The 21,227-nt window shown below is 73.3% G+C and carries 16 protein-coding genes and 1 pseudogene; 10 read left to right on the forward strand and 7 right to left on the reverse strand.

Annotated features, from left to right (window positions below; translation table 11 throughout):
- Positions 1 to 21 precede the first annotated feature (21 nt).
- Both ADY01_RS00955 and ADY01_RS00960 read left to right on the forward strand, forming a co-directional pair.
- Positions 22 to 654, forward strand: a pseudogene (locus tag ADY01_RS00955) (uridine kinase); the annotation flags it as partial.
- A 140-nt stretch (positions 655 to 794) separates the two neighbouring features.
- Complete coding sequence (locus ADY01_RS00960; protein ID WP_049564154.1) at positions 795 to 1,235, forward strand: DUF6224 family protein; 441 nt, start codon at positions 795 to 797, stop codon at positions 1,233 to 1,235.
- A gap of 8 nt (positions 1,236 to 1,243) precedes the next feature.
- Here the strand turns inward: ADY01_RS00960 and ADY01_RS00965 are convergent, their stop codons facing one another.
- Positions 1,244 to 2,236, reverse strand: a complete 993-nt coding sequence (locus tag ADY01_RS00965; RefSeq protein ID WP_199826134.1) for a zinc-dependent alcohol dehydrogenase family protein — start codon at positions 2,234 to 2,236, stop codon at positions 1,244 to 1,246.
- Positions 2,237 to 2,286: 50 nt separating this feature from the next.
- Positions 2,287 to 3,717 carry a WGR domain-containing protein gene (locus ADY01_RS00970; protein ID WP_049564158.1) on the reverse strand — a complete coding sequence of 477 codons (1,431 nt, stop codon included), beginning with the start codon at positions 3,715 to 3,717 and terminating at the stop codon, positions 2,287 to 2,289.
- 143 nt (positions 3,718 to 3,860) lie between these two features.
- On the opposite strand from ADY01_RS00970, the gene ADY01_RS00975 reads away from it, so the two are divergent.
- The 4 genes from ADY01_RS00975 (at position 3,861) to ADY01_RS00990 (ending at position 7,814) form a co-directional block, all read left to right on the forward strand.
- On the forward strand, positions 3,861 to 4,310 hold the full coding sequence (locus ADY01_RS00975; protein WP_049564160.1) for a type II toxin-antitoxin system PemK/MazF family toxin: 450 nt from the start codon (positions 3,861 to 3,863) through the stop codon (positions 4,308 to 4,310).
- A 7-nt stretch (positions 4,311 to 4,317) separates the two neighbouring features.
- Positions 4,318 to 5,850 (forward strand): PolC-type DNA polymerase III, encoded by a 1,533-nt coding sequence (locus tag ADY01_RS39615; protein ID WP_063784078.1) that lies wholly within the window; start codon positions 4,318 to 4,320, stop codon positions 5,848 to 5,850.
- Positions 5,851 to 6,027: 177 nt separating this feature from the next.
- Complete coding sequence (locus ADY01_RS00985; protein WP_049564162.1) at positions 6,028 to 6,771, forward strand: PIG-L deacetylase family protein; 744 nt, start codon at positions 6,028 to 6,030, stop codon at positions 6,769 to 6,771.
- A gap of 386 nt (positions 6,772 to 7,157) precedes the next feature.
- Positions 7,158 to 7,814, forward strand: a complete 657-nt coding sequence (locus tag ADY01_RS00990) for a M23 family metallopeptidase (RefSeq protein WP_049564165.1) — start codon at positions 7,158 to 7,160, stop codon at positions 7,812 to 7,814.
- A 47-nt stretch (positions 7,815 to 7,861) separates the two neighbouring features.
- On the opposite strand, the gene ADY01_RS00995 is transcribed toward ADY01_RS00990, so the two are convergent.
- From ADY01_RS00995 to ADY01_RS01005, 3 genes are all read right to left on the reverse strand, one after another.
- On the reverse strand, positions 7,862 to 8,476 hold the full coding sequence (locus tag ADY01_RS00995) for a hypothetical protein (protein WP_049564167.1): 615 nt from the start codon (positions 8,474 to 8,476) through the stop codon (positions 7,862 to 7,864).
- Positions 8,477 to 8,630: 154 nt separating this feature from the next.
- Positions 8,631 to 9,182: a methylated-DNA--[protein]-cysteine S-methyltransferase gene (locus ADY01_RS01000; RefSeq protein ID WP_049564169.1), complete on the reverse strand. Its 552-nt coding sequence runs from the start codon at positions 9,180 to 9,182 to the stop codon at positions 8,631 to 8,633.
- A gap of 119 nt (positions 9,183 to 9,301) precedes the next feature.
- On the reverse strand, positions 9,302 to 10,201 hold the full coding sequence (locus ADY01_RS01005; protein ID WP_049564170.1) for a glycerophosphodiester phosphodiesterase: 900 nt from the start codon (positions 10,199 to 10,201) through the stop codon (positions 9,302 to 9,304).
- A gap of 151 nt (positions 10,202 to 10,352) precedes the next feature.
- Between ADY01_RS01005 and uvrB the strand changes: the two genes are divergently transcribed.
- Both uvrB and ADY01_RS01015 read left to right on the forward strand, forming a co-directional pair.
- Positions 10,353 to 12,458: an excinuclease ABC subunit UvrB gene (gene uvrB / locus ADY01_RS01010; protein WP_049564172.1), complete on the forward strand. Its 2,106-nt coding sequence runs from the start codon at positions 10,353 to 10,355 to the stop codon at positions 12,456 to 12,458.
- 43 nt (positions 12,459 to 12,501) lie between these two features.
- Positions 12,502 to 13,089, forward strand: a complete 588-nt coding sequence (locus ADY01_RS01015; protein ID WP_049564174.1) for a TerD family protein — start codon at positions 12,502 to 12,504, stop codon at positions 13,087 to 13,089.
- A gap of 10 nt (positions 13,090 to 13,099) precedes the next feature.
- Here ADY01_RS01015 and ADY01_RS01020 read toward each other — a convergent pair whose 3' ends face one another.
- Positions 13,100 to 16,402 carry a phosphodiester glycosidase family protein gene (locus tag ADY01_RS01020; protein WP_107081599.1) on the reverse strand — a complete coding sequence of 1,101 codons (3,303 nt, stop codon included), beginning with the start codon at positions 16,400 to 16,402 and terminating at the stop codon, positions 13,100 to 13,102.
- Positions 16,403 to 16,696: 294 nt separating this feature from the next.
- Entirely contained in the window at positions 16,697 to 19,639 is a 2,943-nt protein-coding gene (gene uvrA, locus ADY01_RS01025) for an excinuclease ABC subunit UvrA (protein ID WP_049564176.1), read from the reverse strand.
- A 221-nt stretch (positions 19,640 to 19,860) separates the two neighbouring features.
- On the opposite strand from uvrA, the gene ADY01_RS01030 reads away from it, so the two are divergent.
- Entirely contained in the window at positions 19,861 to 20,550 is a 690-nt protein-coding gene (locus tag ADY01_RS01030; protein WP_049564270.1) for a maleylpyruvate isomerase family mycothiol-dependent enzyme, read from the forward strand.
- 19 nt (positions 20,551 to 20,569) lie between these two features.
- Positions 20,570 to 21,226: an MBL fold metallo-hydrolase gene (locus ADY01_RS01035; RefSeq protein ID WP_049564178.1), complete on the forward strand. Its 657-nt coding sequence runs from the start codon at positions 20,570 to 20,572 to the stop codon at positions 21,224 to 21,226.
- Position 21,227 lies beyond the last annotated feature (1 nt).

The raw sequence follows: 21,227 nt of genomic DNA on the forward strand, positions 1-21,227 counted from the left end.
GGGGGCGAGGAGGATGGGGGGATGCGACTGGAGGCGATCAGCTGGGAGCGGCTCACCGGCGAACTGGTGGACCGCCTGGCAGGGGTGGCGACCGGCCCCGGTCCCGAGTGGGCGCGGGTGCTGATCGACGGGGCCCCGGCGGCCGGGACCGGGGCGCCGGCCCGGTGGATGGCCGAGGAGCTGAGGCTGCGGGGGCGGCCCGCGCTCGTGGTGGCGGCCGAGGGGTTCCTGCGGGCGGACTCGCTGCGCTTCGAGTACGGCAGGCGGGACCCCGACGCCTACGTCGACCTGTGGCTCGACACCGGCGCCCTCTGGCGCGAGGTCCTCACGCCGCTCGACCCCGGCGGGACGGGGCGGGTGCTGCCCGACCTGTGGGACGCCGAGCGCGACCGCGCCACCCGTTCCCCCTACACCGAACTGCCGCCGGGGGGCGTGCTCCTGCTGCACGGCACCTTTCTGCTGGGGCGGTGGTTCCCGGCCGATCTGACGGTGCACCTGAGCCTGTCGCCCGGCGCGCTGGCGCGGCGGACGCCGGAGGGGGAGCGGTGGACGCTCCCCGCGTTCGCCCGGTACGAGAGCGAGGCGCGGCCCGTCGAGGAGGCCGATGTCGTCGTCCGCGTGGACGACCCGAGGCGGCCCGCCTGGACGCCCCCGCCTGACCGCCGCCCCCTCCCGCCCCTGACCGAAACCACATGCGAGGGGCGGCGTTGGGCTGCGAACGGCTGCCGCACGCCGTCGAACCTGCAACACTGGGTGCTCGAATGATCGGCGGACAGTGACAGGGGCGGTGGCTGGTGGACGACTCGGGAAAGCCGTATACCACTGACGAGGTGCTGCACGCGGTGGCGCTGATCCAGGCCCACCTGGCCGAGGACGAGGAGGCCGTGCAGGCACTCCAGGACGAGACCGAGGAGAGCGCCCGCCAGTGCGCCAGGTCCATGTTCGCGCTGGCCCACGTCATCGTCTTCGGCCAGATCATTCCGGAGATGTGGGTCATCAAGCAGAACCTGGACTTCGGTCACACCAGCCGCGTTCCCGAGCTCAACCTGGCCATCCACGTGCTCAAGCGCATGGAGGAGCGGATCGGCCTCGCGCATGTCCACCCGGTGGTCGGCGCCCTGTCCGCGGGCGATGTGATGGACCTGATCATCCAGTGCACCGGGACCACGATGGAGGATGTGCCGGGCTTCCTCGACACCGTCCGCGAACGGACCCTGCGCACCGCCCAGTTCTGAGCCGGGCCTCAGTCCCCGGCCATCGTCAGTACCGCGGCCCCCCGCACCCCCCCCGCGGCCAGGTCGTCCAGCGCCGCGTCCGCCCGTTCGAACGGGTAGGGCATCACCGTCGTCCGGATCCGGTGTTCCGCCGCCGCCGCGAGGAACTCCCGCCCGTCCTCCCGCGTGTTGGCCGTCACGCTCCGCACCGTCCGCTCCCGGAAGAGGAGCGCCTCGTAGTCCAGCGGCGGGATCGCCGACAGGTAGATGCCCGCGATGCTCAGCGTTCCGCCCGCGTCCAGCGCCGAGAGCGCCACCGGGACCAGGTCCCCGACCGGCGCGAACAGGATCGCCGCGTCCAGCGGCTCCGGCGGCCCCGCCTCCGCGTCCCCCGCGGAGGCGGCGCCCAGCTCCAGGGCGAGCGCCGGCGCCGCCTTCGAGCGCGTCAGCACATGGACGCGCGCGCCCCGGCCCACCGCCACCTGCGCCGTGAGGTGGGCCGAGCCGCCGAAGCCGTAGATGCCCAGCCGCCCGCCCTCGGGAAGGTCGGCGCGCCGCAGCGCCCGGTAGCCGATGATCCCGGCGCAGAGCAACGGGGCCAGCTCCTCGTCGGTGAACCCCTCGGGTAGCGCGTAGGCGTACGCCGCGGGCACCGTCAGGTACTCGGCGTACCCGCCGTCCTCGTCCCAGCCGGTGTACCGCGAGTGCGGGCACAGGTTCTCCTGGCCGCGGCGGCAGAACCGGCACCGGCCGTCGGTGTGCCGCAGCCAGGGAACGCCGACCCGGTCGCCCACCGCGTGCTCACCGGCCCGCGGGCCCGCCGCCACCACCTCCCCGACCACCTCGTGCCCCGGCACCACCGGCGAGCGGTGAGGCGGCAGGTCGCCGTCCCTCACATGCAGGTCCGTGCGGCACACTCCGCAGGTCCGCACCCGGACCAGCAGCTCGTCGGGCGCCGGGCTGGGCACCGGCAGCCTCACCAGGTCAAGACGTCCCGGGGCGCGGACCACCCAGGCGCGCATCGTGTCACCGGCCATGGCGACACGGTAGCGCCGCGGGGTACCGGCGCCCGTCAGGCCAGGCGCCGTATCTCCCCGCGCACCCGGTAGAACCCGCCGGCCGAGGCGTGCAGCCCGTCCACCACGTACCGCGCGCCGGGCTGGCGGATGTGCCGGGGGAACTGCACGTTCCACCCCGGGTCGAACCCGGCGGTGCTCACCCGCATCCGCAGCCGGGAGCCGTCCTGGACGCACTCCACGATCACGCCGCCGCTCGGCACCGCCGCGACCGTCTCCACCGAAGCGCCCGGCGTGTACGTCGGCAGCGCCGCCGCCGACTTGACGTCCACGGCCCGCGGCACCGTCCCGGCCTGGGCCGCCGCGATCGCCGCCTCGCTCGCGTCGACGCACGCCAGCGAGCCGTCGGTGGTGACGACGAACAGCTGCTCGCCGAGGTACTGCATCGACAGCGCCGAGCCCGCGCCCGTCCCCAGCTTCCACAGCCGGGTGCCGTCCTTGGCGAAGCAGTACACCGAGGACGAGCTGTCCCCGGCGAACACGTAGCGCCCGTCGGGGGCCGCCGCGCAGGAGTACACCACGGAGTCGCAGGCGTACGTCGCCTCCACGCGGCCCGTCGCCTTCGACAGCCGCTGCACCACCCTGCGGTCGGTCCCCGCGTAGACCGCGTCGTGCTCCTGCCAGCCGAAGAGCACCGCGCCGCGGGTCGGCGTGTGCCACAACTCGCCGCGGCTGTCGGGCGTGTAGGCCGTCACGCCGCGGCTGTGCCCGTGGTAGACGGCGGACTCGTCGCGCCGCACCATCCACGCGTGGTCGCCCAGGCTCCGGCGCGACCATTTCAGCTCGTCCTCGTGGTCGATGACGGTCAGCCGGCCCTGCCGGTCCGAGACGTGCAGGACGCCCTCGTGGATGTCCAGCCAGAAGATGTCGACGTCCTCGGCTATCGCGTAGGCCGCGAACGGCAGCTTGGACGACAGGTCGTACACGGTGCCGTCGTCGCACCCGGCGTAGATCCAGAAGTCGTCCGCCACCAGGCACTTGACCCCGTCCGGCAGCCGGTAGCGGGCCAGCACCTCGCCGTCGTGGGCCAGCGTGTAGACGTCGCCGCTCTGATTGCCCACCCAGCAGCGGTCCTCGTCGATGTGGATGCCGAACGCCGAGGTGCCGGTGCGGAAGCGCCACAGCACCGGCGCCACCGCCCGCGCGGTCGAGGGGGCGGAGGTGACCTGGCGGCGCGTCACCGACCTCGCGGCCCGCTGCCCCCGCACGGCCGGCGCGTACCCCTTGCGAACCTTCTCGTCGATCTTCCGGTCCGCCGCCGCCCGCGCCTTCGCGGCCGTCGGGAACGAGCTCGTCTTCGTCTGGCCCCCCGCCCCGATGCGTCCGTAACGAACGGTCACCGCCGTCCCGTTCACCGAGATCTCGTAGAACTTGTGCGCGCCACCGCCGTCTTCCGACAGCTCCAGATAGGTCGTGGCCTCGGGCACGGCAAGCTCCTTCCCCCCGGCCCCGATGGCCCGGGTTCATCTGTGCGGAACGTTAGGCGCCGCCACTGACAGTCCGCGTCGAGTCCCCGTGCGCGGGCCCGGCCGAGGGACCGCCTGTCAGTGCCCGGCGATAGCGTGTGCGCATGGATCGCATCAGGACAGACCAGATACCCGGACGCGCGGGCCTCTCGGCGACCGTCGAGGTCGAGCCGCGCGAAGTGGGGCCCGTCCGCACGCAGTACGCGCCCGAGCCCGACGGCGATCCCGACCCCGGCGAGGTCGTGTGGACCTGGGTCCCGTACGAGGAGAACGACGGCCGCGGCAAGGACCGGCCCGTTCTGGTCGTCGCGCGGGAGGAGCGTCGCGAGACGCTGCTGGCCGTTCAGCTCACCAGCCGCGACAGGGACCATGACGACGAGTGGATGCCGCTCGGCTCGGGACCCTGGGACCGCACGGGGCGGGACTCGTGGGTGCATCTGGACCGCGTCCTGCGCGTGCACCCCGAGGGCATGCGGCGCGAGGCGTGCGCGCTGGACCGCGCCCGGTTCAACCGGGTGGTCCACAACCTCCAGCTGCGGCACGGCTGGCGCTGAGGCACCGATGACGGCCGACATGCTCCCCGAGTCGCCTGCCCTGCTCGGGGACCGCTTCGTGGTGCTCGACTGCGAGACCACCGGGTTCAGCCCCGAGCGTGGCGACCGCATGGTCTCGCTCGCCCTGGTGACCGTGGAGGACGGGCGCGTCACCGACCGGTGGACGAGTCTGGTCGACCCGGGGCGCGACACGGGCCCGGTCCACATACACGGCATCACCAACGCGGAGGCCGCCGCCGCCCCCCGCTTCGCCGACCTGGTGCCCGAGGTCCTGGCCCGGCTCGAAGGCGCGGTGCTGGTCGCGCACAACGTCGGCTTCGACCTCAGGTTCCTGGCCATGGAGCTGGAGCGGGCCGGCACCGGGCGGCTCCCGGCGACCGCCCTCGACACCCTCCGCCTCGCCCGCCGGTTCCTGCCCGAGCTGGACAACCACCGGCTCACCACCTGCGTCGCCGCCCTCGGCATCCCGCACCGCGCCCACCGCGCCGACTCGGACGCCGAGGTCACCGCCGCGCTCCTCACCGACCTGCTGCGCCGCGCCGCGCGGGACGGCCACACGGACCTGACCCGCCTGAGCGCCCCCGCCGCCGACCTGCTCCGCGAGGAGCGCCGCAAGCGCGTGCGGTGCGACGCGGACACCGAGGGCCTCACGCAGGGCCACCGCGCCGCGCACCTGACCATCGCCGGCTGGCACGGCGGCGCGGAGGGCTGGCGCGCCGCCCTGGCCAGGCTCCGGGACGACGGGTGCCCGGAGGCCGGGCGGCTGTGGGGCCTCTTCGGCGGGATGCTGTGCGCCGAGACCTCCGTCTTCGGACCCGCCAGGCCGGAGCTCGCCAGGGACGCGCTGCTGAGGGGCCTGCGGCTCCAGCTCGCCGAGGAGGGGGCGCACCGCGAGGACGTCGGGCAGATCGTGACCCACCTGGCCACCCTCGACCGCGGCAGCCGCGCCCCCGCTCACCTCCTGGGGCTCTTCCCTTCCGCCGCCGCCGCGATCGCCGCGCTCCCCGGCTGCCGGAGCTGCTGGTCGTGCGATGCCCTGGGGCTGTGCGACACGGGCAGCGCGGGCGGCGCGCTGGTCTCGCACTACGGCTCGGCCACGCCGTACCCGGACGACCTCGCGGCCCGGCTGCCGCTGCTCGCCGCCGCCGGGGACCTGGCCGCGCTGGGCCGCGGCGCCCGGTACGCGGGGCAGGTGTGGGAGCGGCAGGAGCGCGTGGACGACGCCGTGCGGCTGTGGCAGTGGGCCGTGGACCAGGGCGCCCGCGACGCCGCCCTGTTCAACCGGCTGTCCCTGCACCACGAGCGGCGCCTCGGCGACCACGCGACGGCCCTCGCCCTGTGCGAGCGGGCCCTCGCCGCCCGCCGCGGCGGCTCCACGGCCGCCTCGTCCTCCTGGTCGGCTCTCGCCCGCCGCGCCGAGCGCTGCCGCCGTCGGCTCTCGGGCCGCCTGCCGCTGGGACCGGTGGGACCGGTGGGGCCGGTGGGACCTGATGGTGCGGTGGGCCGGACCTCGTTCGGCGAACGGCAGGGGCACCGCTGACCGCCGTCCGGCGGCCCGGCTCGTGCCCGGGGGCGGCGCGTGCGCGGACGGAGCGCGTCGGCCGCTCCCCAGGCCGCGGTCAGCCACCTGCGCGGGCGAGGCGATGCTTCGGCGATGATGGTGCCGCGGTCGCCGAGGGCGGACGCGGCGAGATCGGGACCGGCGAGGAGACCTGCGGTGACGGACCAGTTCACACCCATGCCCACCGACTGGGAGCGGGCCCTGGCGATCGTCGCCCACCCCGACGACCTGGAGTACGGCGCGGCGGCGGCCGTGGCCGAGTGGACCGACGCGGGGCGTGACGTGGCGTACCTGCTGGTGACGCGCGGCGAGGCGGGCATCGACACGCTGGAGCCCGAGGAGAGCGCGCGGGTCAGGGAGGGCGAGCAGATCGCGAGCGCCGCCGTCGTCGGCGTCGACTCCGTCACCTTTCTCGGGCACCGGGACGGCGTGATCGAGGAGGGGACCGCGCTCCGCCGCGACCTGGCCGCCGTCATCAGGTCCCACCGGCCCGAGCTGCTGATCACGCTCAACCACCGCGAGACGTGGGACTGGGGCACCCGCGCCTGGAACACCCCGGACCACAGGGTCGTGGGACGGGCCGTGCTGGACGCCGCGGGCGACGCGGGGAACCGGTGGATCTTCCCCGAGCAGCTCGCCGCGGGCGGCGCACGCCCCTGGGACGGGGTGCGCTGGGTGGCCGTGGCCGGCTCCCCCGAGGCGACCCACGCACAGGGCGTGAGCGAACGCTCCGTGGAGCGGGCCGTCGCCTCGCTCGCCGAGCACCGCGCCTATATCGCCGCCCTCAGCGATCTGGAGCCGGTCGCCTACGCACGGGAATTGCACGCCTCCATGGCGGAGATGACCGCGCCCCGATTCGGCGGCGCCCCCTGCGTTCCCTTTGAGCTTTTCACCCGCTGATCCCGCGCCGACGCGGCGGCGAAAGTGACGCTCCACACACGCGAATCCGGGCCTACGAAGCCCGATAGGATCGAGGATTGCCAAAAGTCCGGGACTTTGGTCCCGTGCGGCCGGGTATTCCGGCGGGAGCGGCGGCAGACCTCGGGGAATTGACGGGTGGACCCACGATCCGTCCAGGTCAAAAGCACCCTGGTCACGACGTTGAACGTGAAAGAACCCGGTGGGAGAGGTGTTCTCCGCCGGTGACCCATGCCTTATTCCGCCCCCGGTGTCTACGGGGTCGTTTCGTAGGAACGGTGCTTGTGGCGGCCTGAGCCGGCGATTATCCATGAGGGTGTCCGGCCCGATTGGCTGGAATCTCCCCCACATGCAGAGGTAGTCCAACCATGCCGAACACCAGCACTTTCTCCACGACGCTGAACCGCGCGAAGAAGAATCTCCGCACCCGCACGGGCGCCATGGTCGCGACCGGTGTGTGCGCCTCGGTCGCCGTGACCGGCGTCTCGGTGGCGGCCGGCCAGGACGGCGGCGGCGGAAGCCAGGGCACCTTCTCCCCGCACACCGTCTCCGACGTCGCCAAGGCGACCGGCGACCAGGTGAGCGCCCAGAAGGAAGCCGCCAAGAAGTGGGTCTCCCCCATATCCGACGACTACTCGCTGAGCGCCTCCTTCGGCAACAGCGGTGACCGCTGGGCCTCGGGCCACAGTGGCCAGGACTTCGCCGTGCCCACCGGCACCGACGTCGACGCCGTCCACGGCGGCACCGTGGTCAAGGCGGGCGGCAACGGCGCGGGCGACGGCCCCGCGTACGGCAACGCCGTCGTGATCAAGCACTCCGACGACACCTACACCCAGTACGCGCACCTGTCCGAGATCGACGTCGACCAGGGCGAGACCGTGACCACCGGCGAGCACATCGCCAAGTCCGGCAACACCGGAAACAGCAGCGGCCCGCACCTCCACTTCGAGGTCAGGACCACGCCGGACTACGGCTCGGCCATCGACCCGGTCGCGTTCCTCAAGGACGAGGGCGTCAGCCTGTGACACCCGCAGCCTGTGACACCCGCGGCCCGTGACTCCCCCGGCCGGCCTCAGCCGGCCGGCGCGGTGGCCCGCTGCCTGCGGCACTCCGCGCCCAGCGCCGGGTAGGCCGCCGCGATGGCGCCGAGCACCCGCTCGGTGAGCAGCCGGCGGCCCTCCGCCCGGCAGCTCCCCGGCGGCAGCGCCTCGACCAGCAGCGCGTGCCGCGCCAGCACGTCACGCAAGTACTCGACCTGCCAGCGGGCCAGCTCCGCGGGGACGGCCGACTCGGCACTGACCGGGCTCGGCCGGTGCCCCCACGAGAGCGCGGCCCGCCGCGCGTCCCGCAGGTTCCTGTGCCGGACGGCCCGCTCGACCAGCTCGGCGGGGGAGAGCAGCGGCAGATCGAGGCGCACGGTCCTGATCGCGTCCAGGGCCCGCTCCCGCCGCCGGGCGCTCGCGGCCCGCAGGGCCTCGGCCCGGCGGCGGCGCAGCGCCACGGCCGCGGCGAACTCCGGCGTTCGCTCGGCCCCGCGCACCCGCGACGTCAGATAGAGCGGCTCCCCGCGCACCGTCAGGTCGGGCTCCATGAGGAAGGCCCGCACCAGGAACGGCGTCCAGCCCCGCTTCCGCAGCGCGTCGGACGAGCAGTAGGAAACCGGCTTGCGGTCCTCGTGCCAGGCCATGAACGGGCCCCCCCGGGCTCGGTGACGTTGTCCCCTCACCCGGGGTGATTCCCTGGATACGCTCCCGTCATACGTTCCCCACCGGTCCCTCCGCCCGCGATCCCTTCGGGGGCGGGCCGGGCCGCGGCCCCTCCCAGGGGCGCCGCGATGCCGGTCAGAAGAGCGGGGCGGGCAGCACGCCCTCCAGGGCCAGCAGGGTCCGTTTGGTCTCCAGGCCCCCGCTGAACCCGCCTATGCCCCCGTCGGAGGCCACCACCCGGTGGCAGGGCACCACCACCGGCAGCGGATTCGCCCCCATCGCCGCGCCCACCGCGCGGGCCGCGTCCGGGTCGCCGACCCGGCCGGCCAGCGCGCCGTACCCCACCACGCTGCCGAACGGCACCGAGGCCGCCAGCTCCCGCAGCACCCGCTCGGTGAAGCCCGAGACCAGTGACCAGTCCAGCGGAACCGTGAACCGCCTGAGCCCACCCGCGAAGTACGCGTCGAGCTCGGCCGACGCCCCGGCCAGCACGGGGTCGTCCGCCACGTCCTCCACCTGCCCGGGACGCGCCCCCAGCCCCGCCGCGAGTCCGGCCAGCGCCCGCCGTCTGGCCCGCTCCTCCGCGTGGAAGACGACGCTGACCAGCCCCGACGCCGTGGCGGCGAGCAGCAGCGGGCCGACCGGCGACCGCCGGACGGCCCACGCGCACCGTGTGTCCCCACTCATGCCCGGCAGCCTAAGGGCACCCACTGACAAGCGCCGCCGAGCCCCGCCGAGCCCGGACAAGCCCCGACAAGCCCTGACAAGCGCTGACCAGCGCCCCCGCGGGCCGCCGGGCCCGGCCGTCAGCCGGCGAGGGCGTCGCGCACCACGTCGGGGTAGTTGCTGATGACGCCGTCCACGCCGAGCCCCGCCACGCGCACGGCCGTGGGCCCGTCGTTCACCGTCCAGGTGTGGACCTCGACCGGCTCGCCCTTCGGCCCGTCCACCGCCTGGAGGGCCGCCACATAGTCCGCCGTGAGGTCGCCGTACCGGGGGTTGATCTGGTCGGCGAACGCCGCGTACTCGGGGATGTCCGCGACGGCCGGGGTGCCCAGGAACCCGGTCTTCACGCGCGGTGCCAGCTCGTGCACCGTCCGCACCGACTCGGCGCCGAAGCTCTGCACGACCACGCGCTCGCCGGGCAGCCGCTCGTCCAGCCAGCCCAGGGTGCCGAGCTCGGCCAGGATCTCGCCCTCGATGCCCGGGTAGAGCTCGGGGGCCTTGATCTCCAGCAGGAGCCGCTGGTCGTGCGTCTCCATGCGCTCCACGAAGTCCGCCAGCGTGGGCACCGGCTCCCCGGCGAACGCGTCGCCGAACCAGCTGCCCGCGTCGAGCCGCGCGATCTCCTCGGCGCTGAAGTCGCCGACGTTCCACGGAGCGCGGCCGGGGAAGACCTCCTCCGCGTCCGTCGTCCGCTCCAGCGTGGTGTCGTGCATCAGGACGAGCTCGCCGTCCGCGGTGCGCTGCACATCCGTCTCCACCCACGTGATGTCCACGTCGGCCGCGGCGTCCGCGGCGGCCAGGGTGTTCTCCGGGGCGTACCCGGAGGCGCCGCGGTGGGCGACGACGACCGGCGCCTCCGCCGTGCCGCCGGCGGGGACGACCCCGGCCGACGCCGTCCCGGTCGCGGGCCCGAGCCCGAAGGTGGCGAGGGTGACGCCGAGTAGCCACCCGGCCCAGGTGGGGGTGGGGAGGTACGGCATGGGGGGCTCCTTGCTATCCGCGATCCGGCCGCAGGCAGGCTGCCCGCGGCCGGGAACGGAGGGGGAGGAGAACGGTTACCGAAAGTTGAACATGGGGCTACCGTCCGTCGGTGCGGCGACGTTGTCAGTGGGGGGCCGTACGGTTGATGGCATGCGGCCCGTCTCACACATCGAACGCACCACGGCGCCTTTCGAGGTCGTCAGTGCCTATCAGCCCAGTGGCGACCAGCCCGCGGCCATCGCGGAGCTGGAGAAGCGCGTCGCCGGGGGGGAGAAGGACGTCGTCCTCCTCGGCGCCACCGGCACCGGCAAGTCGGCGACCACGGCGTGGATGATCGAGCGGCTGCAGCGCCCGACGCTGGTCATCGCACCGAACAAGACGCTGGCCGCCCAGCTGGCGAACGAGTTCCGCGAGCTCCTCCCGAACAACGCGGTGGAGTACTTCGTCTCGTACTACGACTACTACCAGCCGGAGGCGTACGTCCCGCAGACGGACACCTATATCGAGAAGGACTCCTCGATCAACGAGGAGGTGGAGCGGCTGCGCCACAGCGCGACGAACTCGCTGCTCACCCGCCGGGACGTGGTCGTCGTCGCGTCGGTCTCCTGCATCTACGGCCTGGGCACGCCGCAGGAGTACGTGGACCGCATGGTGCCGCTGCGCGTCGGCGAGGAGATCGACCGGGACGCCCTGCTGCGCCGCTTCGTCGACATCCAGTACGTGCGCAACGACGTGGCGTTCACCCGCGGCACCTTCCGGGTGCGCGGGGACACCATCGAGATCTTCCCGGTCTACGAGGAGCTGGCCGTCCGCATCGAGATGTTCGGCGACGAGATCGAGGCGCTCTCCACGCTCCACCCGCTGACCGGCGAGGTCATCTCGTCCGACGACCATCTCTACGTGTTCCCCGCCTCGCACTATGTGGCGGGGCCCGAGCGCATGGAGCGGGCCGTCTCCGGCATCGAGGCGGAGCTCGCGGAGCGGCTCGCCGGCCTGGAGCAGCAGGGCAGGCTCCTGGAGGCCCAGCGGCTGCGGATGCGCACGACCTACGACATCGAGATGATGCGGCAGATCGGCACCTGCTCCGGCATCGAGAACTACTCGCTCCACATCGACGGCCGCGACACCGGCTCCCCGCCGCACACGCTGCTGGACTACTTCCCCGACGACTTCATGCTGGTCATCGACGAGTCGCACAACACCGTCCCCCAGATCGGCGCCATGTACGAGGGCGACGCCTCGCGCAAGCGCACCCTGGTCGACCACGGCTTCCGGCTGCCCTCCGCCATGGACAACCGCCCGCTGAAGTGGGAGGAGTTCCAGAAGCGCGTGGGCCAGACCGTGTACCTCTCGGCGACCCCGGGTCCCTACGAGCTCTCGCGCGGCGACGGCGTGGTCGAGCAGATCATCCGGCCCACCGGTCTGATCGACCCGGAGGTCGTCGTCAAGCCCACCGAGGGGCAGATCGACGACCTGGTCCACGAGATCCGCGACCGCGCCGAGAAGGACGAGCGGGTCCTGGTCACCACGCTCACCAAGAAGATGGCCGAGGACCTGACGGACTACTTCCTGGAGCTCGGCGTCCGCGTGCGCTATCTCCACAGCGACGTGGACACCCTGCGCCGCGTCGAGCTGCTGCGCGAGCTGCGCTCCGGCGAGTTCGACGTGCTCGTCGGGATCAACCTGCTGCGGGAGGGCCTCGACCTCCCCGAGGTGTCGCTGGTGGCCATCCTGGACGCCGACAAGGAGGGGTTCCTGCGCTCGGGCACCTCGCTGATCCAGACCATCGGCCGCGCCGCGAGGAACGTGTCGGGTCAGGTGCACATGTACGCGGACCGGATCACCCCGGCCATGGAGCGCGCCATCGAGGAGACGAACCGGCGCCGCGCCCGGCAGATCGCGTACAACGAGGAGCGGGGGATCGACCCCCAGCCGCTCCGGAAGAAGATCAACGACATCGTGGCCACCATCGCCCGCGAGGAGGTCGACACCCAGGCGCTGCTGGGCTCCGGGTACCGGCAGCCGGGCGAGGCGAAGAAGGGCAAGGCCCCCGTTCCCACCGTCGCCCAGGGCGGCGGCAGGAAGGAGCTGACCGACCGGCCGGCCGCCGAGCTCGCCGAGACCATCGAGCAGCTCACCGAGCGGATGCGGTCCGCCGCGGCCGAGCTCCAGTTCGAGATCGCCGCGCGGCTGCGCGACGAGGTGTCCGATCTCAAGAGGGAGCTGCGCCAGATGCGCGAGGTGGGCCTACGGTAGCGGCATGCACAGCACTGATCACGGGGACGCAGGGGGGACGGGCATGGGTGTGGAGCTGGCCCAGGGCGAGGAGTTCAGCGTTCAGGACTCCGAGGGCGGCGGGCTGAGCCTGATCCGGATGGGGCTCGGCTGGCGGGCTTTGGAACGGGGCGACGGCTTCCTCTCCAAGATGTTCGACAGCCGCCGTGACATCGATCTGGACGCCTCCGCCGTGCTGTTCGCGGGCGAGAGCGCCGAGGACGTCGTCTACTTCAAGAAGCTCACCAGCGACGACGGGTCCGTCACCCACAGCGGCGACAGCCTCACCGGGGGCGCGGGCCACGAGGACGACGAGTCCATCACCGTCGACCTGCGCCGGGTCCCCGAGCGGATCGACCAGATCGTCTTCACGGTGAACTCCTTCACCGGCCGCAGGTTCAGCCAGGTGCGCGACGCGTTCTGCCGGCTGGTCGACGCCGCCACCGGCGAGGAGCTCGCCCGGTACACGTTGACCGGGGGCGGCGCCTGGACCGGCCAGGTCATGGCGAAGGTGCGGCGCCGGGGCGCCGGCTGGCAGATGACCGCCATCGGCGCCCCGACCTCGGGCCGCACCATCCAGGACCTGCTGCCGGCGATCCGGCCGCACCTGTAGCGCGCCGGCCTCAGGGGGTCACGCGCAGCTCCACGCTCCGGGTCTCCCCGCCGACCGCGACCTGAAGGGTCACCGTCCCCGGCCGCAACCCGGTCAGCTCGCCCGTCGCCGGGTCGAACGCCGCGACATGGCGCGGGCGCGCGTCCTCGGCGTCCCCCACGTGCAGGCCGCGGGAGCCCGCCCAGTCGGCGCTGACGGGGAACGCGACCGGCACCTCACGCGCGCCCTCCCCCTCGCCCTGGGTCACGGACGCCCCGGCCTCGGCCGTCTCGCCCACCGCCAGCGCTCCGGGGGCGTCGAGCGTCAGCCCGTCCACATGGGGCCTGGTCTGCACGGAGAGCCAGTCCGGCAGCACCGCGTGCGGCGCGCGCCTGGCCTCGGCCTGCTCGCCGGAGGAGATCCGGTCCACGCCCACCAGGGCCCAGCCGGAGAAGCCGCCCTCGTCCGGCGGGGCGGCCGGCGCCTTGCCCGCGTTCCCGCCGATGAAGAACGGCACCCCGTCCAGGTGGTAGGAGTCGAAGACCCCCACATGGGCGCCGAAGTACGCGGCGCCCTTGCCGGTCTCGCGCCGGAAGTCGGCCAGCCACCGTTCGATCAGGGCCGCCTCCCACCGGTCGCTCAGCTGGCTGGCGGGCTGCGCGGTGGTGTCCCGCGGCGGCACGTGCGCCATCACCACCACGGAGTCCACCCGGCGGTCGTCGCCCGCGGCGTCGAGCTGCGCGCGGAGCTCCTGGAACTGCTCGTACCCGCCGCCGCGGATCGTCAGCGAGGAGGTGTCCAGCGTGAGGAACCGGGTCCCCCGATGGTCGAACGTCCGCCTGCTCGCGCCGAACTCGGCCTCGAACTGGTCGATGGAGCCACCCATCACCTCGTGGTTGCCCGGCACGTAGTACCAGGGCAGCGCGTCGCCGAGCTCCTCCTCGATCACGGTCCTGGCGAACGCCAGGTCGGCCGGCGACCCCTCGTCCACCCAGTCCCCGTTGATCACCACGAAGTCGGGGTCGGCGGCCCTGGCCTCCCGCAGCGAGCGGCGGGCGGCGGCCACGATCGCGCTGTCCGGGTCCCGCGCCACGAACTGCGCGTCGGAGACCACCGCGAAGTTCCAGTCCCGTTCCGCCGTCTCCTCGGCCGTCGCGATCAGCGGGTCCCGGTCCGCCACCGCCGGGGGCAGCGCGACGTCCGGCGGGGTCTGAGCCCGCAGCTCGTCGATCGCGATGTCGCCGGTGTAGCCCTGCTCGGGCCGGGTCTCGGCCACGTAGAAGCGCCGCACCGACAGCGGGTAGGCCACCCCCTCCGGCACCTCGAAGGTGATCTGCCGCCAGCCCTCCCAGTCGAGGTGGTCGCCGCGCAGTATCTGGTCGGTGCCGCGCGCGTCCACCAGGTGGAGCGAGGGCCAGGCGCCGCGGGCGTCGCCGTCCACCCACAGCGTGAAGCTCTGCGGCTGCCCGGGGACGGGGATGTTCCCGCCCGCGGGCGTGGCGTACGCGGCCCGCGTGGCGGTGGACAGGCCGAAGTCGTAGGTCATCCGCAGCGCGGCGCCCTCCTGCCCGGCCGGTTCGGGCAGCAGCTCGCCGCCGGCCCTCGCGTGGCTGAACTCCCACGCGTCCGCGTCCTCGAAGTCCGCGACCACGGTGTCGTCGAGTCCCACGGTGACGGCCACCGCCGCGGTGACCCCGCCGGCCTCGACCGAGACCAGCCCGGACGTGGAGGCCGCGTCCGAGGCGGCCCGCACCCGGAAGCCCCCGGCCTCGGCGTCGGGCTCGACGGTGAACAGCGAGGCGTCGTAGGTGAGGTGGGCGTCGGCCGGTTCGATGGGCGCCGAGTTCCCCGCCGCGTCGTAGCCGAGGAGGCCGAACGCGCCCGACGCCTCGGGGCCCGCGAGCCCGACGCGCTGGGTGGTGGGAACGATCCGGTCCAGGTCGCCGAGCACGGTGAGGTCCGTCCAGCCCTCGGCGCCGCGGTGCGACGCCGTGACCCGCGCGGTGCCGGGCCGCTCGGCGCGGAAGACGCCGTCTCCCGTGACGCCGTCTCCCGTGACGGTACCGACCCGCCGCCGGTCGCTGTGCCACCGGGAGGGCTCGGCCTCGGCGGGGCCGAAGGTCTCGTCGTAGCCGGTGGCGGTCAGCCGCCGGGTCAGCCCCGGGAAGACGCGGTCCGGCCGCCCGCCGGGCACGGCGCCCGCGGTCGGCGCGGCGGCCGGGTCGGCGGTGGGCTCCACCCGGAAGCCCGCCACCTCGCCGCTGCCCTCGGGCGCGGTGAGGGCGAGGCCGTTGGGCACCTCGCGCTCGGCACCGTCCGACGGGCTGTTGATCACGTGCGGCGCCTCGTCGCCCGCGTCCCTGGCCAGCAGGGTGGAGGAGCCGCCGCCGTCCAGGTTGAGCGCGCTCCAGGCGCCGAGGTCGGCCATCATCACGGCCAGCTCGGTCAGGGTGGCGCCGCCCGAGTGCGGCTGCCGCCCGTCGACGGTCAGCACGTACATGTCCTGCCCGTCCCGGGAGAAGCCCACGGCGGTGCGGGGGGCCGTCGGGTTGTTCGGCAGGCCCTCCCAGTTCTGCGGCTCGCCCTCGGACACCAGGACGCCGCGCCCGCCGACCGCGGTGGTGGGCAGCGGCGAGCCGTCGCCGGTGAGCGGCGCGTACTCCAGGGCGACGGGGTCGCCCGCGGCGAGCGCGCCCAGCGTCGCGGCCCCGGCGTCGCGGCCGAGGAGAACGGTCGCGCCCTCGGGTATCGGCCCGGCGCCCGGCTTGTCGGCGACGGCGGTGACCGCGCCCTCCTCGACGGTCACCTCGGTGACGTCACCGGCCCCGGCCACCGCCGTGGCGCGGTCGGCCTCGCCCCACTGCGGCGTGTAGACGCCGATGCCGTCGGCCGGGACGCCCGGCGCGTTGAACGTGTCGAGGCCCGCCTCGCCGCCGGGGAGGGTGAGCGTGCCCTCGAAGTAGAGGTCGAGGATCCGGCCCGCGTTCTCGGGCCCGATGCCCACGGCCTGGGTGACGCCGTCCGTGGGGGACTGGACGAGCTCGCCGCCGGAGATGCCCGCGCCCAGCGGCGCCTTGCTGGCGTTGATGTCGAAGAAGTCGCCGTTGAGGGCGGCGACGGTGGTGCGGCCCTCGCCCGCGTCGTGCCCCGCGACCAGCTCGCTCACCGGAGCCGCGTCGGCTACGTCCTCCGCCGCGAGGTAGTCCACCCGCAGGTCGCTGGTGAGGTCGATGCTCAGCGCCTGGGCGCTCAGCCACTTGTCCGATTCGAGCCGCTGGAACGTCGTCAGCTCGGCGCCGGGAGCGATCGGTTGCTCGGTGCGCGACAGCTCCATGCCGTCGCGGTCGACCACCCCGGCGGGGACGGAGGCGAGGACGGCCGGCGCGGGCGCGGCCGGAGTCCGGGCCGCCCCCGGCGGCGCCAGACCGAAGGTCAGAACGGACGCGGCCCCCACCGCGATCAGCGAACGTGCGCACAGCCTTCTGCGCACCGCGGTTCCTGGCACGGGTACTCCCTCGAAACGCTTGCCCTGTCTGCGCGTTCAGCGCATCCAGCGGCACAGCGTTCCAAGGGAGAGGGGGCGGCACCAGAGGGCCGCCGAGAACTTCCGGGAAACAACTCGCCGGAATCAGCGGTCCCGTGACGCCCCGGCACGCGCGCGCTTCACGGTGGCACCGGCCGCCGCCCCGGACCTCGTGGCCTTGCGGCCCGACCGCGGGGCGTCGCTGACCGCGTCGCCCAGCAGGTCCCGCAGGAACTTGCCCGTGTGGCTGGCCGGCTCCGAGGCGACCTGCTCGGGGGTGCCCTCGGTGATCACCGTGCCACCCGCGTAACCGCCCTCGGGACCCATGTCGACCACCCAGTCCGCGGTCTTGATCACGTCGAGGTTGTGCTCGATGACGATCACCGTGTTGCCCTTGTCGACCAGGTCCGACAGGACCGAGATCAGCCGCCGGATGTCCTCGAAGTGCAGCCCGGTGGTGGGCTCGTCGAGCACGTAGACGGTGCTGCCGGTGGAGCGCTTCTGGAGCTCGGAGGCGAGCTTGACCCGCTGGGCCTCGCCGCCGGAGAGCGTCGTCGCCGGCTGGCCGAGCCTGACGTACCCGAGCCCCACGTCCTTGAGCGTGCGCAGGTGCCGGGAGATGGCGGGCACCGCCTCGAAGAAGTCCGTCGCCTCCTCGATGGGCATGTCCAGCACCTGGGCGATGGACTTGCCCTTGTAGTGCACCTCCAGCGTCTCCCGGTTGTACCGGGCGCCGTGGCAGACCTCGCAGGGAACGTAGACGTCCGGCAGGAAGTTCATCTCGATCTTGATGGTGCCGTCGCCCGAGCAGTTGTCGCAGCGGCCGCCCTTGACGTTGAACGAGAAGCGGCCCGGCAGATATCCGCGGACCTTGGCCTCGGCCGTCTCCGCGAACAGGCGGCGGACGTGGTCGAAGACGCCGGTGTAGGTCGCCGGGTTCGACCGGGGGGTGCGGCCGATGGGCGACTGGTCGACGTGGACCACCTTGTCCACCAGGTCGTCGCCCGTGATCCGGGTGTGCCGTCCCGGCACGCCCTTCGCTCCGTTCAGCTCGCGGGCGAGGTGGGTGTAGAGGATGTCGTTGACCAGGGTGGACTTGCCCGAGCCCGAGACGCCGGTGACCGCGGTCAGCACGCCGACCGGGAAGGAGACGTCGATGTCCCGCAGGTTGTGCTCGCGGGCCCCGTGCACCGTCAGCTGCCGCTCGTCGTCCACCGGACGGCGCGCGGGCGGGATGGGGATGGACCGCGCCCCGGAGAGGTACTGCCCGGTGAGCGACGCCTCGTTGGTCAGGAGCTCGGCCAGCGGGCCGCTGTGCACCACCTCGCCGCCGTGCTCGCCGGCGCCGGGGCCGATGTCCACCACCCAGTCCGAGGTCTTGATCGTGTCCTCGTCGTGCTCCACGACGATCAGCGTGTTCCCCAGGTCGCGGAGGCGGACCAGGGTCTCGATCAGCCGGTGGTTGTCCCGCTGGTGCAGCCCGATCGACGGCTCGTCCAGCACGTACAGCACGCCGACCAGGCCGGAGCCGATCTGCGTGGCCAGCCGGATCCGCTGGGCCTCGCCGCCCGAGAGGCTGCCCGCGGCGCGGTCCAGCGAGAGGTAGTCGAGGCCGACGTCCACCAGGAAGCGCAGCCGCTCGTTGACCTCCTTGAGCACCCGCTCGGCGATGGCCTTCTCGCGGGGGGACAGACTCATCCCGCGCAGGAAGTCGGCGCACTCGCTGATCGACATGCCCGCGATCTCGGCGATCGACCTGTCCTGCACCGTCACCGCGAGCACCAGCGGCTTCAGCCGGGTGCCGTGGCAGGCCGGGCACGGCGCCTCGCGCATGTACCCCTCGAAGCGCTCCCGGCTGGAGTCGGTCTCGGCCTCGGCGTGGCGGCGCCTGATGAACGGCAGGACGCCCTCGAAGGCCGTCGTGTACGCCCGCTCCTTCCCGTGCCGGTTCTCGTAGCGGACCTCGATCTTGGTCTTGTGCCCGTGCATCAGCGCCTTGCGCGCCCGCTGCGGCAGCCCCTGCCAGGGGATGTCCGTCCGGAAGTTCAGCGCGTCGCCGAGAGCGCCGATCAACAGGTTGAAATAGCCCTTGGTGTGGCCGTGCGACCACGGGTGGATGGCGCCCTCGTCCAGCGTCTTCTCCGGGTCGGGGATGATCAGCTCGGGGTCCACCTCCATCCGCGTGCCGATGCCGGTGCACTCGGGGCAGGCGCCGAACGGCGAGTTGAACGAGAACGAGCGCGGCTCCAGTTCCTCGAACGACAGGTCGTCGTACGGGCAGTACAGGTGCTCGGAGAACATCCGCTCGCGCTGCGGGTCGTCCTCGTCCAGGTCCACGAAGTCCAGGACGACCATCCCGCCCGAGAGGCCGAGCGCGGTCTCCACCGAGTCCGTCAGACGCCGCTTGGCGCTCTCCTTGACGGTCAGCCGGTCCACCACCACCTCGATGGTGTGCTTCTCCTGCTTCTTCAGCTTCGGCGGGTCGGAGAGCTGGACCGTCGCGCCGTCCACCCTGGCCCTGCTGTAGCCCTTGGTCTGGAGGTCGGCGAACAGGTCGGCGAACTCGCCCTTCCGCTCGCGCGCCAGCGGCGAGAGCACCTGGAAGCGGCTGCCCTCCTCCAGGGTCAGCACCTTGTCCACGATCGCCTGCGGCGACTGCCGCGCGATCGGCCGCCCGCACTCGGGGCAGTGGGGCTTGCCGATGCGGGCGAAGAGCAGCCGCAGGTAGTCGTAGACCTCGGTGATCGTGCCCACGGTCGAGCGCGGGTTCCGTGAGGTGGACTTCTGGTCGATGGAGACCGCGGGGGACAGGCCCTCGATGAAGTCCACGTCGGGCTTGTCCATCTGCCCGAGGAACTGCCGGGCGTACGCCGAAAGCGACTCGACGTAACGGCGTTGGCCCTCGGCGAAGATCGTGTCGAAGGCGAGCGAGGACTTGCCCGATCCCGACAGCCCGGTGAAGACGATGAGCGAGTCGCGAGGCAGGTCGAGCGAGACGTTCCGGAGATTGTGCTCGCGAGCGCCACGAACGATGAGTCGGTCGGCCACGCCGGATGGCACCTTTCTTTTCACGGTGGAGCGGGTGGATCACTGGATCCCGCGGAGACGCCGGGCGGGCGCACCCCTTCCACAAGACTAGGGGCGGCCTCTGACACTCGGAGTCGAAAGCACCGGGCCGCGCGCGCTCCGCAGCCTATAGTACGCGCGTTCGATTCCCGGCACTCCGCTCTCATCTTCACTCGATGGAGTGGTCCGGATAGCGTGTGATCATGAGCCGACCCGAAGCAGACCTCGCCGCCCTCCAGGACGCCACGGACCACCTCCTCGAAGGACTCGCCGCCCTGGACGACGCCCGCGTCGCCGGCCCGTCCCTGCTGCCGGGCTGGACCCGCGGCCATGTCCTCGCCCACGTGGCCCGCAACGCCGACGCCCTCGTCAATGTGCTGAACGGCCGCCCCATGTACACCAGCACCGAGGCCAGGGACGGCGACATCGACCGCAACGCCCCCCGCTCCCTCGCCGACCACCGCGCCGACGTGCGCGACAGCGCCGCCCGCCTCGCCGACGCCGCCGACGGACTCACCGACGAGCGGTGGAAGTCCACCGTGACGCTGCGCGGCGGCATCACCGACCGTGCCGACACCATCCCGCTGCGTCGCTGGGTCGAGGTCGAACTGCACCACCTCGACCTGGACATCGGCCACACCGTCGCCGACCTCTCCGGCGCCTTCACCGACCGCGCCGTCGCGTACCTCACCGACCGCTTCGCCGGCCGCCCCGGCGTGCCGCCCGTCGAGCTGCGGGCCGAGGACGGCCGCGTCTGGCGCACCGGCTCCGGGGACGGCGCCCCGCACGTGATCGTCGGCACCCCGCCCGCCCTCGTCGGCTGGCTGAGCGGACGCACCTCGGGCAGCGGCCTCACCGCCGGCGCCCCCCTCCCCACGCTGCCGCCCCTCTGAGCCCACCCGGGAGACCGCCATGTCCTACACCGGAAGGGTCACCGTCGGCGGCCCCGCCGACGCCCACGAGCTCGGGCAGCTGATCATCTCCAAGGCCGCCGTCGGCCCGATGGAGAACAACGCCTACCTCCTGCGCTGCCGCCGCACCGGGGAACAGCTCCTCGTCGACGCCGCCGCCGAACCCGGCACCCTCCTGAGCCTGATCGGCGAGGACGGCATCGCGGGCGTCGTCACCACCCACCGGCACGGCGACCACTGGCAGGCGCTCGACGCCGTCGTCCGCGCCACCGGCGCGCGCACCTACGCCGGCCGCTACGACGCCGAGGGCATCCCCGTGCCCACCGACGTGCCGGTGGAGGACGGCGACGAGATCCTGGTCGGGACCTGCCGCCTCACCGCCCGCCACCTCGTCGGCCACACCCCGGGCTCCATCGCCCTGGTCTACGACGACCCCGAGGGCCACCCCCACCTCTTCACCGGCGACTGCCTCTTCCCCGGCGGCGTGGGGAACACGCGGGGTGACCGGGAGGCGTTCACGCGGCTCCTCCACGACGTCGAGACCAAGCTGTTCGCACCGCTCCCCGACGAGACCTGGGTCTACCCCGGCCACGGCGCCGACACCACCCTCGGCGCCGAACGCCCCCACCTGCCCGAGTGGCGCGAACGCGGCTGGTAGC

Source organism: Streptomyces sp. SBT349 (assembly GCF_001083795.1).
Lineage (GTDB): Bacteria > Actinomycetota > Actinomycetes > Streptomycetales > Streptomycetaceae > Streptomyces.

Coding starts and splice junctions, on each gene's coding strand:
- ADY01_RS01020 (WP_107081599.1), bottom strand. CDS start 16,402: ATGGAGCTGTCGCGCACCGAGCAACCGATCGCTCCCGGCGCCGAGCTG.
- ADY01_RS00990 (WP_049564165.1), top strand. CDS start 7,158: ATGCCGAACACCAGCACTTTCTCCACGACGCTGAACCGCGCGAAGAAG.
- ADY01_RS00975 (WP_049564160.1), top strand. CDS start 3,861: ATGGATCGCATCAGGACAGACCAGATACCCGGACGCGCGGGCCTCTCG.
- ADY01_RS00995 (WP_049564167.1), bottom strand. CDS start 8,476: ATGGCCTGGCACGAGGACCGCAAGCCGGTTTCCTACTGCTCGTCCGAC.
- ADY01_RS01000 (WP_049564169.1), bottom strand. CDS start 9,182: ATGAGTGGGGACACACGGTGCGCGTGGGCCGTCCGGCGGTCGCCGGTC.
- ADY01_RS01005 (WP_049564170.1), bottom strand. CDS start 10,201: ATGCCGTACCTCCCCACCCCCACCTGGGCCGGGTGGCTACTCGGCGTC.
- ADY01_RS39615 (WP_063784078.1), top strand. CDS start 4,318: ATGACGGCCGACATGCTCCCCGAGTCGCCTGCCCTGCTCGGGGACCGC.
- uvrB (WP_049564172.1), top strand. CDS start 10,353: ATGCGGCCCGTCTCACACATCGAACGCACCACGGCGCCTTTCGAGGTC.
- ADY01_RS01015 (WP_049564174.1), top strand. CDS start 12,502: ATGGGTGTGGAGCTGGCCCAGGGCGAGGAGTTCAGCGTTCAGGACTCC.
- ADY01_RS00965 (WP_199826134.1), bottom strand. CDS start 2,236: ATGCGCGCCTGGGTGGTCCGCGCCCCGGGACGTCTTGACCTGGTGAGG.
- ADY01_RS01035 (WP_049564178.1), top strand. CDS start 20,570: ATGTCCTACACCGGAAGGGTCACCGTCGGCGGCCCCGCCGACGCCCAC.
- ADY01_RS01030 (WP_049564270.1), top strand. CDS start 19,861: ATGAGCCGACCCGAAGCAGACCTCGCCGCCCTCCAGGACGCCACGGAC.